Below are 14,492 nucleotides of genomic sequence, written 5' to 3'. Positions count from 1 at the left end.
CTGCATTCTCATACGCGTTTTCGCCGGAAGTACACCAGACAGACGACCAGCACAACAGCACCAATGGTATTAAAGAACATATCGTTCCCTGTATCAAAGGCACTGCCTAGCCGGTTGCTATGGAACAGCACGTCTTCACCGTACTCTTCCAATTCGTAGAGTGAGCCAATGGCCATGGCACTGAAAATGGAAAAAGCAGACATCCAGCTTGGTGGCAAACGCATGCTCCCGTGTCCCTGCAAGTTGTGAAAAATGTTGTAGAACACTAAGGCAACAACTGCGCCACCTACAAAATGTGCAGCCTGATCATACCAGGCCTGTGTACCGTACAAGCGGAGAATGTCCCCCAAGGCATCGGTGCACTGGCTGATGAGTGCAGCAAGGAAGGTCCAACCCCAGAGGTTACCCGCGCCAACCTTCCGCAGTCGCCAAGAAATGACTTCCAATGCCAGCCACGCCAGGGATGCGGTCAGGACTAAGCCTAGCCAGGTAAATTCCAGGGTTAACGGGAGAATACCGGCCCAGCTGAGGATTTCCACCAGCAGCCACGCTGCAAAAGCAAAGCGGGCAATGCGCAACATAGTTAAGGGGTGGTACGTCATATCCATAACCCTAGCACAAAGAAAGAGCCCAATCACATGTGTGATTGGGCGCAAATTTATCGAAAGGGCTAGTTAACTGACCAATGTTTTTTTAATTGATCCGTAAGGGATCTTTCATGTCTCTAGTATAGCAGCTATATCGGTAAGCACAAGAGAAAATGCCAAAGAAACACCTCATAACTATTAGGTGCTCAGGTCTGACTGTGGATAACTACTTTGCCCGAACAAAATTCCCGTTGAGATCCAATTCCACAAAGTGCTTTGCAGTTCCATTCACAAAGCTTGGGCACTGGTTTGCAGGCAGATCATCCACTGCTTCCCGCGGATTGTGCACCACATCTGCTACCCAGCCGGTGGTCAGGCTATCAGAAAGACAAGGGCCATTGGTAAGGTCTTCGCCCTGCGCTTTCAGAGATGAGTAGAACTGCGTTGCCCGGGCTTTGGCAAACGCCAAATCTGCTGCGGCTTTGGTAGCCAGGTCGGTCACGCCGGTTGCTTTGTTGACGAGCGTCCCCGTATCATTTTCCACTTCGTTCACCGTATTCGTCACTTTATCTCCAAGTGTGCAGGCGGAGAGAATGAAAACAAGTGGAAGAATGATGAAAAATATTTTTTTCATACATTTGCAATCATGGAAGAATCTTTTGCATTGCTTTCAGCAATCTTTCTTGCTTCATTTGAAAAATTCTTTCCGATAACAGGAATAATGATAAGTATTGCTAGCCATACAAGATTAAAAAAGGTTGATACAACGGGCGTTGTCGCGTACTGATCACCAATAAGTACATGGTTTGCTGATGTGCCAAGGAAGAAAAGTAGAAAAAAGTGCCCGATAGCAAGTATGGATAGGCCAATGTATGCTTGAATATAAAAGAAAAGTAGTACGCCAACTATTTGTAAAATTACTGCTACAAAAATGATAGCCGGGTTCCACCCAGGCGGATCAACAAAAGTGAAAAATGACCAGACTTGGATACAGTCGATTATCAGTAGGACAAGCCCTGTATAGACAATGAACCTTTGTGTGAGTCGGCTAAATGCAGAAAATGCTAAACGCTGAGGAATATGCAATGGTTTTTTGTCTTTCGGTTTGTTGACATTTTCATCTCTCAGTAATAAGGCAAGCAAAATAATGAGGATAAAAACGGCTATCGATCCCACATGCCCCACGAGCACAGCTGAGGTTTCCCCTTTCGTTGACCCAGTTGCAAGGAACCGAATAGCTTCTGATAATCCAAAAGCACGAAATAAATTTGCGACTACAAGTAATACAAATCCACCGATTTTTTTACGATAGAGGAGCAAAAAGCCAACTACCTCTAGGCAAATGATGACGAACAGAAACATGACTTCACCTATACCTCCTAGTCCGAGAGAGGTATCCTCATGCAAGTACTTGATAAGTAAAAAATCAAGCGCTGCCGCTATCGATAGTGTTGCGTAAAAAATAAATAGTTCTGCCTTCAATTTTGGAAACACCTGAAACATTCTACTTATACGTTACCTTCCGCGTGCCAGGCACAACCTCAATCCACGTGGCACCGCGGTTGAATTCCACTTCCTTCCCTGAACTCTTGACGAAGAACCGCGTTTTGGCACTGGCGTTCTTCTTCTCCCAACGCATAGCAATGGATTGGCCATCACGGAATAATGTCGCATCACCCTTCCCAGTCAACTTCAAACTAATGCGACCCTTGCGATCAAGCACTTTTTCCTTGGGTACCCTTTGCACCAAAATGTTTGCGGCGTTGATTTGCTTGCCAGTATTCCGATCTTTCGCTACCACGCCACCGTTCTTTCGGTAGTACCGGTTGGTCTTGCGGTCGTACGTCCAGTCCACCCGGTAGGTTCGGCCATTGAAATCAATAGAAATAGTTTTTTTATGATTGGGCCGCTGCGCGAAGGTGAAATCACTCTTGAATAAGCTCCCGGTAGAAATTGCATTCACGTTCGTAAGCTTGTTATTCTGTACCAACTTGAGCAAACGTGAAGCATCAGTAAACAAGCAGTGCACACCGTAGCACTTCCGCGTCACGTATGGCGCACCCTTGCGCGTCAACCCGTCAAAGGAGCGAACTTTCAATGCGCCAATTTCATTTAAGGCATCTCGGCTGCCGCCTGCATGCATGTAGATTGCGTCGTATTCTTTAGCCCAGTCCACGTAGTACGGACGGCTGGATCGTACAGGACCAACGGACTTCGGCCGCACAGCCTGGGGAAAAATTGCCAGGAAACGCGTGACGCCGCCTTCGGCCAAGGTTTCATACACCACGGATGCTTGGCTCATCCCGGCTTGCGGTCGTGCCGCCGGAGTATTTTCAATCATGATGCCGTAGGGCAACTGGTTCCAGTACTGGGTGGCCACCATCATGCCATCAAGTTTGCGGGGCCAGTTTTTGGGCACAATAAATGTTTGCCGAGTCCAATCACTTTTTTCCTTCCCACGAACCACCTGCGTTTGCAACGTGTGGTTCCCTACGCCAATCCGCTTCTTATAGGTAAAGGAGAATGCTGCTGTCGTGGCTTTCTTCGTTTTGGGTTTCACAGTCTTGGTGGCACCCAAGAGTTTCCCGTCAACAAAAACGAACACCGTGCTGTTCACCGGCGCAATGCCAGCCACCAGCATAGGTTGATCTAGAACATTACCGCCAACTTTTGGTGCGTAGACACCTGCCGTGTCCAGAGCAAATGCTGCAGGTGCGTGAAACAAAAACCACCCGGCGACGAGAAGTCCCAGGCTCAGCAGCACTGTGCGTGTGGCTTTTTGTTTTTCCATTCTGCATGCAGTATAGCAGAAAAAACCTGTGCCGTCAACCACGCCGCTATCCCTTACTTGCGCTTGGTACGGCTGAGTAGTTGCAGTAATTTTTTTATTTCTTGGATTTCTTTTTCCGCTTTGACGTTCACTTCGTAGTCCAGCTGTTCCCGAATTTCATTTTTCCGTGATTCTCGGTTTTGCGCAATCAAAACAAAGGTGGAGAGGAAAATTGCTTCCAACGAAACCACCATGGTGAGAAAGTTAAATGGGTACGGATCCCAAGCCAGCTCACCTGCTGCAATGTTCAACCCAATCCACAGGACGAACAAAAACGCATGCCACCAGACGAAGGCCATGTTACCGGTAAACCGCGCAATGATTGCGGCAATCCGGTCACCAACGGTCATTTTTTCTTCAAAGACTTTCTTTGGGTGTTTGGGCATAGTCCCCTCCTGATGGGTTGACGAATTGCTAAATATATGATACGGTGATTGGAATAAAAAAGCAAAAAAAGAATAGGCAAAAGGAGATACCTTGACACCCCAAGAACAGGCCTACGGGTTCCCACTCGTCTGCGCGAACAACGTCTACGAAGTTCTGCAGGAGAGCGGCATTGTGCCATGGAAAACCGTCGAGGGGCCTATCCCCTTGCCGGAGTACGCCGAACGAAATCTTTCGGCAGCCGAACGTCGTGACTTAGGTCAATTCGCACCCAAGAGCCAAGCAGTCATCTTCTGCAAACCGAATAACGGACAACGCTACGTAGCGTTCCGGGCGACGGGGAGGAATTGGCAAACCACTTTCACCCTATTGCCGAATCCCCATGGCACTGATGATCTGGTACTCCTGGTGTGTGAGTGGAAACAGGGCATTGAAGCGGTGAGCATTTCGCCTCCCTCAGGCGTACCGACTCCAGATGATTGTGCAAGCGATGACCCATTTGCGGCGTGCGCTGTACGAACTCTGCGCCAGGAAGTAGGTATTGAGCTCGAGCGCGTCATTCCCCTGAGCCAGCAACTCGTTGGGGTCTCCACGCGACAGCTGACACAGGGGTACTACCCATTTCTGGGTATTCCCAAGCTGCCCATTGTGCGCAAGATATCGAAACTCGAGTCACGTGGCCTCCTTAAGGCAGTGGTCATGCCCGTATCGGAGTGGCTGATGCTCATTCGCAACGGGCAGGCGTACGAAGAGTGTGCCGTTGGGGTAACCCTCCGCGCGCTGCTGTACCTGAACCGATTGCCCATCCACGCATAAGCACGTAGAACACTTCACAAACTCTTGTGCTCGCCCTAGGTTGGGGAACACGAGCTCGAGAGGTATCGCTAACCTGTTAGCCACTAGCCGTGCTAGTGGAAAGGCTGCTTCCCGTGGAAACAGCTACAATCCCAATGCGGTGGGGCTTCCCCATCGTCACTGCCACGAACGTTTACGAGGTGCTGCAAACCCTTGGCATTCAGCAGAAGCTGGTTACCAATATCCAGCCCCTAGAAACGCTCAATCCCGAGGAACTACTGCCGAACCAGCGCAAGCAACTTGCCTACGCACCAAAAATCGAGGTGGTCACGCTGGATGGAGGTTCTGACCTTTGGTGCCGAACCAGAGCGAAGAACTGGGCGTGTACGTTTATTCTCTTACGCGCGCCCGAGGAATCCTACGTGCTCCTCACCGGCGAATTCAAACACGGTTTCGAGCAGGTGTCCCTCACCCCACCCGCGGGCATACCAGAGAAAGGCGAGTCTATGGCAGACTGTGCCTTGCGGGAAACCCAACAGGAAACCGGCGTGCAACTCACGTCTGTTACTCCCCTCTCCAGCCCGAATGGTTTGGGTCTGAGTGGTCGAAAAAGTACCGAACGTTTCTTCCCCTTCCTTGGCACCCCCGCGTACGGTCCTAACGACGAGCCAATCATTACCTCCATGCATTTGGATAGCAATGAACAGCTGCAGCCTGTGCTGATGCCGCTCGCTGAGTACTGGATCTTTCTCGCGAATTCGTACGATAACGAAGCAGGTGGCCGGGATACTGGCTACGCTGCGCTCCGGGAACTGGGTCTTCTGACCTTCACCGGATAGCTACATATTTTGTCCTTTATACCAGTCTCCTCACCGAGGCTGGTTTTTTTATTGTGCTAATATTTTTTTAATGTCTAATGCAGCCCGCCCCTAACACAATTGACGAACTACAAGATACATGATACGGTGGCTGGAACAAAAACGCAAAACCTAGAAGGAGGTTGTCATTGACAAAACGAGTGTTGACGCGGGAAGTGCTGCTAGAGGAATTTGTAGCTGTGGAAAACCAAGCGCTTACGGAAGAAGAATTTGATCTTCTCTCTGATACAGTTAAAGCTGCGATGGTGCTTTCTGCTCCGCCAAAGCCACTGCAGGAAGTCGGATCAAAGCAACGAGTGCTAGAAAAGACGGAGGAAAATATCGTCCGAGTTGAATGGACAGTTTGGCTCCTCCATCAACTCCTAAAGTCTTACCTGCGTAAAGCGGGCAAACCAAATCGGCAAATAACTGCCAAAGTGATTCAAGAAGAGGGTTACCTACTCATTCTCAACGGTGAGACCGAGCAGCTGCCAATGATGGTTGAAGTGACACTTCAGACCGGTTGGCCAGCAACGAATATTATTCTCCTTGACTGTGGGAAGCGCGGGGCTGCCAACACCAAAACGCAATTTGAAGCTTTCAACAAAATCCCGTATATGTTCAACGGTGCCCATGATTTACGACAAATAATTGACCATTGGCGCATCCTGGTTGTCACAACCTGGTACCATGTCCCGCGCGTGCGGCGGACTGCGGCGGCGGCGAGGAAACATGCTCAGTACAAGCTCCCGGTTATCGGTGTTCCACGGAAGGTTTGTTCATTCCCAACTGCAGAAAAGGTAGAGGGTGAAATCGAACGCATCCTCACCTATGCAGAAAAGGATGATATCCGACCATTCCCACGAAAGCAGGAATTCACATCAAAAACTAAGCACTGTCACCATTAATTGCAACGATACAGCACGTTCATCTGCCAGCCTCTTTCACCGGAGGCTGGTTTTTTTGTAAACAACGAACAAACACCGCACGTTAGAGAACGTGCTGCTTGGGTGCATTGTATTTACTTACGACTCTATGGCCTTACCCTCCTTCGCTCAGAAGCTTCGGTGGGCAGGCGGCTCTATACCTTCTTCTCCCAGTACTTCTTCCCCTTCAACTTCTTGGGCAAATAGTCTTGCTTCCCCTCTTCAGCTGCGAAGTCATGCGAGTACTTGTAATCCTTCCCATAATCTAAATCTTTCATCAGATCGGTAACCGCATTACGTAAGTGCAGCGGCACTGGCTCGTTCATGCTCTCCTTCACGTCCTGCTTGGCTGCGAGCATACCCTTGTACGTCGAGTTATCTTTTGGCGCGTTGGCCAAGTACACACAGCCGTGAGAAAGGTTGATCTGACACTCTGGGTAACCAATCAGCTTTACGGCCTGCATCACATTAATGGCCACGGTAAGCGCATTTGGGTCAGCCAAGCCAACGTCTTCGGAGGCGAAGACCACCATGCGCCGAGCAATGAACTCCGGGTCCTCACCGGCTTCCACCATGCGGTGCAACCAGTAGAGCGCGGCATCTGGATCTGACCCACGCATGGATTTGATGAACGCGGATATGACATTGTAGTGCTCCTCCCCATGTTTGTCGTACTGCAGCGCTTTATGTTGGAGTGCGTCTTCCATGTCCGGTAGACCCACATGCTTCTTCCCTTTGCTGTCCGCCTTGGCTGCTTTCGTTGCGATTTCCAAAGCATTGAGTACAGTTCGTGCGTCGCCATTCCCCGCACTGAGCAGCAAATCCAAAGCCTTGGCTGCAATCGCAACTTTGTGTTTGCCCAAACCGCGATCTTTATCGGATAGTGCGCGCTTCACAATTTTTGAAAGCTCGGGAATGCCCAAGCGTTTCATTACGAAAACGCGTGTTCGGGAGAGGAGCGGACTAATAATTTCAAAGGAAGGATTCTCGGTTGTAGCGCCAATCAAAACCACTGTCCCATCTTCTACGTGTGGCAAGAACGCATCTTGCTGGGCTTTGTTCCACCGATGAATTTCATCGACAAACAAAATAGTGCGGGTTCCGTGTAGCTTGCGACGCTCTTTGGCATATTCCACAACCTTACGTAAATCCGCAATGCCGCTGGTCACCGCGGACATTTGCACAAAGTACGACTTGGTGAGCTGGGCGATGATCCGCGCCAGAGTGGTTTTCCCACTGCCCGGCGGTCCCCAAAAAATCATGGAGAAGAGCTCATCGTTGGCAATGGCTTTGCGAAGCAGCTTCCCTTCACCCACGATTTCCTCCTGGCCAACAAAGTCGTCTAATTTACTGGGACGCAAACGATCCGCCAGCGGAGCGTGCTGGGCAACATCCATTTCCAGTTTGTGGTCAAAGAGGTCTTTGGGCATGCGGAGGTATTGTACTCCTCCTGGGTCTGAGCTGCCATGCCCGGAGATTAAAAAATACATTTTCACTCCATTTGACAACCTCAGGGCAGGTTGGTAAGGTTGGGTGAATTTTAAAAAAGCTTATTCAAAATTGACTGGAGGGTGAAATGTTGAGTAGACATTATTGGGCTGTCCGCCTATTGTTCATTGTCATTTTGTCGTCGCTGCTGGTGTATTGCGAGAAGCAAAAAATGGATCCGGTAGCGCAGAAAAAACGTGAGGTTTCTCAGGCATACACAAGTCGAATGCAATCAATGGAACAAAGCTACCAAGAGGACCTCATTCGTCGGCAGGCTCTGGATTCCCTTCGATTCTTAAAAGTCACTATGCTGGGAGAAAGTTTCGGTCCTGACTCACTGCACGTTGACTCGCTCATTTGCCTGTCAGAATCATACGACGCACAGCGGCTGTGGCAAACACTTAAAACTTTAGACTACAGTGACGAGTGGGCTTGCTCCGATGCGCGTGCATTAACGAAACGACTCCGACAAGCCATGCAGAAAGATGGGTGCTTGTTTGGCGGTCTGGAACCAACCCTCACACAGCTCCAGATGGTGGAAGATTCTTGCTTCCTCTACGATTTACGGCATAGCTATGAAAGAGCCTTGGAACGAGTAGATTCTTTTTCTGTTGAAAGTACAGTTGGATACCTCATTGCGCGTGACACGATCCCGGGCTTTCTGCACTGGTTAGGGACTAGTCGCGAGGACTTGGAAGAACTCCGGAGGCAAGGCTGGCAAAATGGGGCTGTCCACGCGCTCCGTCGGGCGTACGCCGAATCACCAGTACAGCGACGCTGGGATGACGGTGATATACGCGAGGCAAACCAGTGTCGTCTGCAACTCAATATGAGTGTTGAAGAATTAGCAAAACAAGCAGATGTGCCGATTGCCTGGGTGCACTGGGCATTCCAAGCTCAAGAATAAAATTGAACCCTTAGCTCAGTTGCAACACCGCAGCTGAGCTTTTTCATTTAAACACATACATATTTTTGTGTAGGCCGTACCATTGACCCCCGACTGCACATTTGCTACGCTCACTACCTAAAAAATGTATTGGAAAAATGTTCTTCCCATAAGGAATACGCCATGATCTACGAATACCTGATTGTCGGCCTTGTCCCAGAGCCGCTGAAAAGCCGCATTGCGATGATGCAAGCTCGGTGGCAGTTTCGGAAGCAAATGCTGCCACCGCATATCACCATTGTCCCGCCGTTTCAGGTGCCTGGCTTTAGCACAAAGGCGAGTGTCTTAAATCAAGCAGGCTCTTTGTTGGAGGCTCGGATAAAAATCCAGGGCTACAGTTCTTTCCAGAACCAAAAAGAGAATGTCGCCTGCCTGAAAATTTTCAGCCCGGATCTTGAGGAATTACTGCGGGTGTTGAAGGAAGACCTGTCCCAACTTCGTGAGCCACTGGAAAGGAAAAAAATTGTTTTCCATATTTCCATTGCCCGCGGCATTCCGAATCCCGAGCTAGAACGGGTAATGACAGAGCTTCAGACTGAACCTTTCCAAGAGACGTTTATCCTGGATAAACTGACAATCTACCAAAGAGAAATTGGGAAATCGTGGTACGAGATCCTGTAGTACTTATGACCAGCCTTCTGCCGAGGGCTGGTTTTTAGTAAACAACGGACAACAGACAACGGACGACGAATGGAGGGGCTTTGCTATTGACACTGTCTAGTTGTTTTGTTACGGTGTCTTGAAATTGAATGAGCCTTGAAAATTTGGAGGAAAAATGAACCTGAAAAAAATGACCTGGTACGCGATTTGGATGTTCCTCGTCATATGTGTACTAAATCTACTTATTGGCGGCTGGGCAATTTCGATTGGGCGAACGTCTCCTGGCTATACTCAGCTCTTCACGAGTCTACTAATCCTCATTTGGAGTGCGGTGTGCTTCATAGCAAGAAACAGTTCCAACCCAGCGCCTTTACGAGCGCACGCCTTTGCTCTAACAATGTTCCTTTTCTTTTTGGTTTTCGGAACGTATATAAGCTTGAAGGTGAAACCGGAAAAGATGCTTGTTCAAAATGCCAATGGAAAAATTGTCGAACGAAGCTTCCTCCGTCCCTTTTCAGACTCCTACCTAGAGTACCCAGACAGCATCACCACCACGTGCCCGGATATGGCGCATACCTTTCCATCGGCAATTGTCTGGAAAACGATCTCCCCAGCAAGTTCCCTATACGAAAAGTATGGCAATCCAGAAAACTTCTCCGCACGCGTGCAACACGAATTTTCACTCGCCTACGATGAAAGTAAGGGCGTACATCCAGAGTACGACCACCTCCAACGCAGCCTAGACGCAATCAGTTTAGCAACGTCTCGGCTCCCTGGATTGCAACCCGAGCGATTTGTTCCTTAGAATTTTTTGACCAGTCTCCCATGAGGCTGGTTTTTGTTATGCGCTTGACAATACCCCTGACCATGGCTATGGTGACACGAAAATGAAATCATACTTTGGAGGAAACATGACAGGAATGACCAAAATGAAAATCATGCTGTTCACAATCTCGTTCATTATGATCGCCTCCCTCATAGGAATAACTACAAGTTCCGATGAGAATGCGCTTCAAGAAAAGCAAGCTGGAATCGCCAAACGCACCTTGCTGCAACTCATGATCAACCAGGAAAGTCACTTTTGCCGGGAAGGTCGCTGGAACGAAAATTTGCCAGCAATGTACCCGGAGGACGACTTGGACACCTCGTACTATCGCTACTCCATGGACACCTTGCATTTCGTCATTCTGGCCGAGCGGCGTGATTACGAACAGGGTTCCCAGATCCCGCAGTACATTGCGGTGGGTAGGAGCGGTCGTTTCTTAAAAGACCCTCGACCGTACGTACAGTAAGCCTATTTGACCAGCCACCAAGGCTGGTCTTTTTTTGTTACCAGGTAGTGATTGCAACCTCTTTGCTTTGCTCACCCAGCTCTACCTGCCGGTAGGATGACCACGGCCAGTCTTCAGGGTTTTTACAAAGCCCTGCGGTGACCGGGTTATTGTGGATGTAGGCGAGCTTCTGGCGGAGTTTGTTATCGGAATGGATGTTAAAGTCGTAGAAGGAGGGTTGCCAGATGCGGGTGGTCTGTACACTCATTCGACGCTTGGGATATACCCCTGGGTGGGTAGCCCGGGTCCCTTGACCCGGGCGTTTTCCACCAGGCGAGGTCAAGGGACCTCGCCTACCCAGTTGGTGGTAGGTAACAATCTCCTTCGCCGAGTGGCTCTTGATGCCTTGCATAATTTTCCCAATGGTCAGCTTTGGGTGTGCATCCACATCCCACCACACAATCATATGGAAATGGTCTGGCATGAGGCAGTACCCCAACACGTCGAAGTGTAATTGCTGACGGTAAAATTCCAAATTATCTAAGACCATCTGACAATTTTTTGGATCAGTAAATAGCCGCTGACTTTGGAAGGTCTTCGTCGTTACAAAATGTCCATAGCTATCTTCGTGGAACCGGGGGAGGGACATGCAAATCAAACTTGGTGTTATATCTGAATGATTCTTTCGCTCCCGTCCCAATTCCCCAATCCTTCTTCCTGCAGCTCAACCCGATCCAGGGCGTTGGATGGAATTTCGTCCAAGAAACGTGATGGCCGGGTGAGGAGCATGGCGCCCGTGGGATTGATGACCAATGGGTAGGACAACGCTAAGTGGGTCTTGGCCCGCGTGGTGGCCACGTAGAATAGCCGTCGCTCTTCTTCAATGCCGTTTCGCTCCTCCGTGGCGCGTCCATTGGGGAAGCTCCCTTCCACCAGACGAGGGACAAAAACTGCTTCCCATTCCAAGCCTTTGGCTTGGTGGATGGTGGACAGCACAATGGCGTCATCATTCTCGCTGCTCACCGCACCCACGCTGAACGCTTCTTGCAAACTCACGTCGGACAGAAATGAGCTAAGGGATTTGTACTTGCTGGCAAACAAGGCCAGCTGTTCCAAGTCCTGCAAACGCTCATCCGCATCTGGGTACTGCGTGCGCAGGTAATCAATGTACTCCCCGGTTGCCACAACACGAATGAGCTCCTGCGGAAGGTACACTACTTTTTCCTTTTTTTCATCCATGACTCCGGTGTCCAACATCTTCCGAATCACCGCCTGGAACATGGCTATCCCCTTCATCCCCCGCTTGTCCACCAACGACACAAAATTGATGGTCTTCAGATCAGTATCCGATCCCAAGCTCTGCACGCGGTTGAAAAGTTCTCCCGCGGTCTTGGGTCCAACACCGACGTGTAAGGTGGTGGCGCGTAACCACGCAACTTCATCTGCTGGGTTGGCAATGAACTTCACGTAGGCCAGCACGTCCTTGATGTGCGCGCGCTCAAAGAACCGCAAGCCGCCACGCACAATGTATGGAATGTCCCGCTGGGCGAGCTCAAATTCCAAAGCTTGGGTGTGGCTAATCGCGCGCACGAGCACGGCCATCTCGCGAAACGCAGTGCCGTTCGTTTGCAATTCTAAAATGCGCTGAGCAATGAACGTGGCTTCCTGCCCATCATCCCGGCAGGGAATGAGCTGCGGCAAATCCCCGGCTGGGCGCATGGCATGGAGCTCTTTGGGGAACTGCTCAAGGTTGTGCCGGATAACTGCGTTGGCCAATTTGAGGATCTGCGGGGTGGAACGGTAATTGGACTCCAGGCGAAACTGCTTGGTTTCGGGAAAGGTCTTGGGGAACTGCAAAATATTACTTATGTCTGCGCCGCGGAAGGCGTAAATGCTCTGGCTGTCATCCCCCACGACCAGCAAATTCCCGTGCTTGCTGGCAAGATTGCGCACTAGCTCGCCTTGTAAAGAGTTCGTATCTTGAAATTCGTCTACCAGGACGTACTGGAACTGCTCTTGGAGCTTGGTGCGGACATCGGCATGGTTGGCCAGAAGCTCCACCATGAGGACGAGCAGGTCATCGAAGTCCATGAGGTTCTGCTTCGCCTTCCGCTCGGCGTACCGCCGAGCCACGCCGACCACTTGGTCCACAATTGCATGCGCGTTGGGCAGTTTCTCTACAGCAATGTCGGCAATATCCTGCCGTGTGTTTCGCGAAAAGGAAATGAGGTTCTTCAAAACATTCGCCGTGGGAAAGCGTCGCTGCTTGGTATCAATATTTAAATCTGCAATGCACGCGTTGATCAGACTCCGGCTGTCTTCCTGGTCCAGAATGCTAAAGCTGGGGGTGCGGCCCACCCGGTCGGCGTAGCGGCGCAGAATCCGGTTGGCCACGTGGTGGAACGTCCCACCCCAAATGGGACTCGGAACGCCGCCCAAGCGCTCTTGAATGCGGGTGAGCATTTCCCGAGCGGCTTTGTTGGTAAACGTGACCAGCAAAATCCGGTCTGGGCTAATGCCATGCTCCAGGAGCCAGGCCACGCGGTAGACAATGGTCCGCGTCTTACCCGACCCGGCACCGGCTAAAACCAGCACATGTCCATCGCCATTTTCCACCACGACAAATTGCTCAGCATTTAGCTCTTTGGCGTAGTCAATTTTAAGGTCCTTGGCTGGCCGGCGGTGGAGAATCACAGTGGACATAGGTAGGAGTAGTGTAGCAAACAACGGACGATAAATAACGCACGACTGACAAGTAGAGACGGTTTATGCTTGACGCATTTCAAGAAATGTTCTACTGTCACGTGAAAATCAAAAACAAACGCTATGGAGGAAATATGACAAATCTACTGTTGAGTACGTTGAAAAAATTTGGATCATTTGATGAGCTTATCTCCCAGGCGAAACCTGGAGATATGATTACGGTCTTCCCCACGCCAAAATTCGATAGCGTGGATATGCCGACATGGAAAGCTTTCAATGATGGTGTGGTCGTCGTGGAGGAGAATGATGACCAGGATAGTTGGTTCCACATAAACGGTGAACTTGTTTGCGAGTCACCTGAAAATCCATATAGGCCAACAATGTATGGCACTATAGACTCTTGGGGGACGAATCACTATGGCTTCTACGTCTGCATTGGTGGGCTACTACTTCAAAATGCCGGCCTGGTAATCTGCAAAGATTTCGATCCAGATGCTGAAATTGCAACGCATAAGGACGGCACCCCAGATACCAGTGAGCGGCCGGAAATAATTAGGATTGTTCCGGCATGGCAGGCATTCCCCTATGGTTTCATAACCCGAAAAGGCCGTACTTTTACCCAACACACGTTCGTCGGGACTTGGCCAAATGAACTAGAGGTTGATCACAAAGTTCTGGGGGAATTCGAAGTAACGCACGATTGGATAGGCACGGATCTTGGGGTCCTTGACGTACGGGAGGGGTGTCTTTTCCTGAATGGGGAAAGATTATGCGTACTGCCAGACGGTGAGTGTAGGGACTTCCGAACTGATGGTGGCGTAGCTGTATGCTTCACTCGACGTTACGATGAACTCAAAGAGTATTGGCACATTAGCGCAAGAACGAAAAGTATCGATGTCTACAAACAATCACCAAACATCCAACTGTACGACCAACGCGAGGATGGTATTTACTGTAGTAATCGGAAAGTGTTCAACGGAGCATGCGTCCGATTCGAACCAAATGCCTACGGTCTCATCATCGAGGCAAACGGATTGATCTTCCAGCTCGTTGACTATCGATAGACCACTCATTCAATGCAACCGGATTCCCCAGGGAGTCCGGT

16 protein-coding genes are annotated in these 14,492 nt (G+C 50.0%); 8 read left to right on the top strand and 8 right to left on the bottom strand.

The features are described 5' to 3' along the window. Positions 1-8 precede the first annotated feature (8 nt). The 5 genes from WCV85_00330 to WCV85_00310 form a co-directional block, all read right to left on the bottom strand. Entirely contained in the window at positions 9-581 is a 573-nt protein-coding gene (locus WCV85_00330) for a DUF2238 domain-containing protein (GenBank protein ID MFA6473302.1), read from the bottom strand. A 232-nt stretch (positions 582-813) separates the two neighbouring features. Then, positions 814-1,221: a hypothetical protein gene (locus tag WCV85_00325; GenBank protein ID MFA6473301.1), complete on the bottom strand. Its 408-nt coding sequence runs from the start codon at positions 1,219-1,221 to the stop codon at positions 814-816. After that, positions 1,218-2,090: a hypothetical protein gene (locus WCV85_00320; GenBank protein ID MFA6473300.1), complete on the bottom strand. Its 873-nt coding sequence runs from the start codon at positions 2,088-2,090 to the stop codon at positions 1,218-1,220. Before WCV85_00320 ends, WCV85_00325 begins: the two co-directional genes overlap by 4 nt. Position 2,091: 1 nt before the next feature. Continuing rightward, positions 2,092-3,378 (bottom strand): DUF3048 domain-containing protein, encoded by a 1,287-nt coding sequence (locus WCV85_00315; GenBank protein MFA6473299.1) that lies wholly within the window; start codon positions 3,376-3,378, stop codon positions 2,092-2,094. Between the two features lie 53 nt (positions 3,379-3,431). Continuing rightward, complete coding sequence (locus WCV85_00310; GenBank protein ID MFA6473298.1) at positions 3,432-3,803, bottom strand: DUF1003 domain-containing protein; 372 nt, start codon at positions 3,801-3,803, stop codon at positions 3,432-3,434. 91 nt (positions 3,804-3,894) lie between these two features. On the opposite strand from WCV85_00310, the gene WCV85_00305 reads away from it, so the two are divergent. The 3 genes from WCV85_00305 (at position 3,895) to WCV85_00295 (ending at position 6,361) form a co-directional block, all read left to right on the top strand. Beyond that, positions 3,895-4,617: a hypothetical protein gene (locus WCV85_00305; protein ID MFA6473297.1), complete on the top strand. Its 723-nt coding sequence runs from the start codon at positions 3,895-3,897 to the stop codon at positions 4,615-4,617. 113 nt (positions 4,618-4,730) lie between these two features. Further along, positions 4,731-5,435, top strand: coding sequence for an NUDIX domain-containing protein (locus tag WCV85_00300; GenBank protein ID MFA6473296.1), 705 nt, complete (start codon positions 4,731-4,733; stop codon positions 5,433-5,435). A gap of 167 nt (positions 5,436-5,602) precedes the next feature. Beyond that, a complete protein-coding gene (locus WCV85_00295) occupies positions 5,603-6,361 on the top strand; it encodes an ElyC/SanA/YdcF family protein (protein MFA6473295.1) in 759 nt (252 codons plus the stop codon). Between the two features lie 173 nt (positions 6,362-6,534). Here the strand turns inward: WCV85_00295 and WCV85_00290 are convergent, their stop codons facing one another. After that, positions 6,535-7,809: a replication-associated recombination protein A gene (locus WCV85_00290; GenBank protein ID MFA6473294.1), complete on the bottom strand. Its 1,275-nt coding sequence runs from the start codon at positions 7,807-7,809 to the stop codon at positions 6,535-6,537. A 146-nt stretch (positions 7,810-7,955) separates the two neighbouring features. Here WCV85_00290 and WCV85_00285 point away from each other — a divergent pair, with 146 nt between their 5' ends. The 4 genes from WCV85_00285 to WCV85_00270 all read left to right on the top strand — a co-directional run bounded on the left by WCV85_00285 (position 7,956) and on the right by WCV85_00270 (position 10,705). Continuing rightward, positions 7,956-8,774: a hypothetical protein gene (locus WCV85_00285; GenBank protein MFA6473293.1), complete on the top strand. Its 819-nt coding sequence runs from the start codon at positions 7,956-7,958 to the stop codon at positions 8,772-8,774. Positions 8,775-8,936: 162 nt separating this feature from the next. Continuing rightward, positions 8,937-9,434: a 2'-5' RNA ligase family protein gene (locus WCV85_00280; protein MFA6473292.1), complete on the top strand. Its 498-nt coding sequence runs from the start codon at positions 8,937-8,939 to the stop codon at positions 9,432-9,434. A gap of 154 nt (positions 9,435-9,588) precedes the next feature. Further along, complete coding sequence (locus WCV85_00275) at positions 9,589-10,218, top strand: hypothetical protein (protein ID MFA6473291.1); 630 nt, start codon at positions 9,589-9,591, stop codon at positions 10,216-10,218. A gap of 115 nt (positions 10,219-10,333) precedes the next feature. Continuing rightward, positions 10,334-10,705 (top strand): hypothetical protein, encoded by a 372-nt coding sequence (locus tag WCV85_00270; protein MFA6473290.1) that lies wholly within the window; start codon positions 10,334-10,336, stop codon positions 10,703-10,705. A 37-nt stretch (positions 10,706-10,742) separates the two neighbouring features. On the opposite strand, the gene WCV85_00265 is transcribed toward WCV85_00270, so the two are convergent. Further along, the gene (locus WCV85_00265) at positions 10,743-11,333 is read right to left on the bottom strand and encodes a transposase (GenBank protein MFA6473289.1); all 591 of its coding nucleotides are present in this window, start codon (positions 11,331-11,333) and stop codon (positions 10,743-10,745) included. 17 nt (positions 11,334-11,350) lie between these two features. Continuing rightward, a complete protein-coding gene (locus WCV85_00260) occupies positions 11,351-13,387 on the bottom strand; it encodes an ATP-dependent helicase (GenBank protein ID MFA6473288.1) in 2,037 nt (678 codons plus the stop codon). A gap of 134 nt (positions 13,388-13,521) precedes the next feature. Here WCV85_00260 and WCV85_00255 point away from each other — a divergent pair, with 134 nt between their 5' ends. After that, a complete protein-coding gene (locus tag WCV85_00255) occupies positions 13,522-14,451 on the top strand; it encodes a hypothetical protein (GenBank protein MFA6473287.1) in 930 nt (309 codons plus the stop codon). Positions 14,452-14,492 lie beyond the last annotated feature (41 nt).

This window comes from Patescibacteria group bacterium (genome assembly GCA_041665345.1).
Lineage (GTDB): Bacteria > Patescibacteriota > Patescibacteriia > PEXW01 > PEXW01 > JBAYJA01.
The sequence above is the reverse complement of the archived record's forward strand: the minus strand, read 5'-3'. Positions and strand labels throughout refer to the sequence as shown.

Coding starts and splice junctions, on each gene's coding strand:
- WCV85_00330 (MFA6473302.1), bottom strand. CDS start 581: ATGTTGCGCATTGCCCGCTTTGCTTTTGCAGCGTGGCTGCTGGTGGAA.
- WCV85_00325 (MFA6473301.1), bottom strand. CDS start 1,221: ATGAAAAAAATATTTTTCATCATTCTTCCACTTGTTTTCATTCTCTCC.
- WCV85_00320 (MFA6473300.1), bottom strand. CDS start 2,090: ATGTTTCAGGTGTTTCCAAAATTGAAGGCAGAACTATTTATTTTTTAC.
- WCV85_00315 (MFA6473299.1), bottom strand. CDS start 3,378: ATGGAAAAACAAAAAGCCACACGCACAGTGCTGCTGAGCCTGGGACTT.
- WCV85_00310 (MFA6473298.1), bottom strand. CDS start 3,803: ATGCCCAAACACCCAAAGAAAGTCTTTGAAGAAAAAATGACCGTTGGT.
- WCV85_00290 (MFA6473294.1), bottom strand. CDS start 7,809: ATGCCCAAAGACCTCTTTGACCACAAACTGGAAATGGATGTTGCCCAG.
- WCV85_00285 (MFA6473293.1), top strand. CDS start 7,956: ATGTTGAGTAGACATTATTGGGCTGTCCGCCTATTGTTCATTGTCATT.
- WCV85_00280 (MFA6473292.1), top strand. CDS start 8,937: ATGATCTACGAATACCTGATTGTCGGCCTTGTCCCAGAGCCGCTGAAA.
- WCV85_00275 (MFA6473291.1), top strand. CDS start 9,589: ATGAACCTGAAAAAAATGACCTGGTACGCGATTTGGATGTTCCTCGTC.
- WCV85_00270 (MFA6473290.1), top strand. CDS start 10,334: ATGACCAAAATGAAAATCATGCTGTTCACAATCTCGTTCATTATGATC.
- WCV85_00265 (MFA6473289.1), bottom strand. CDS start 11,333: ATGTCCCTCCCCCGGTTCCACGAAGATAGCTATGGACATTTTGTAACG.
- WCV85_00260 (MFA6473288.1), bottom strand. CDS start 13,387: ATGTCCACTGTGATTCTCCACCGCCGGCCAGCCAAGGACCTTAAAATT.
- WCV85_00255 (MFA6473287.1), top strand. CDS start 13,522: ATGACAAATCTACTGTTGAGTACGTTGAAAAAATTTGGATCATTTGAT.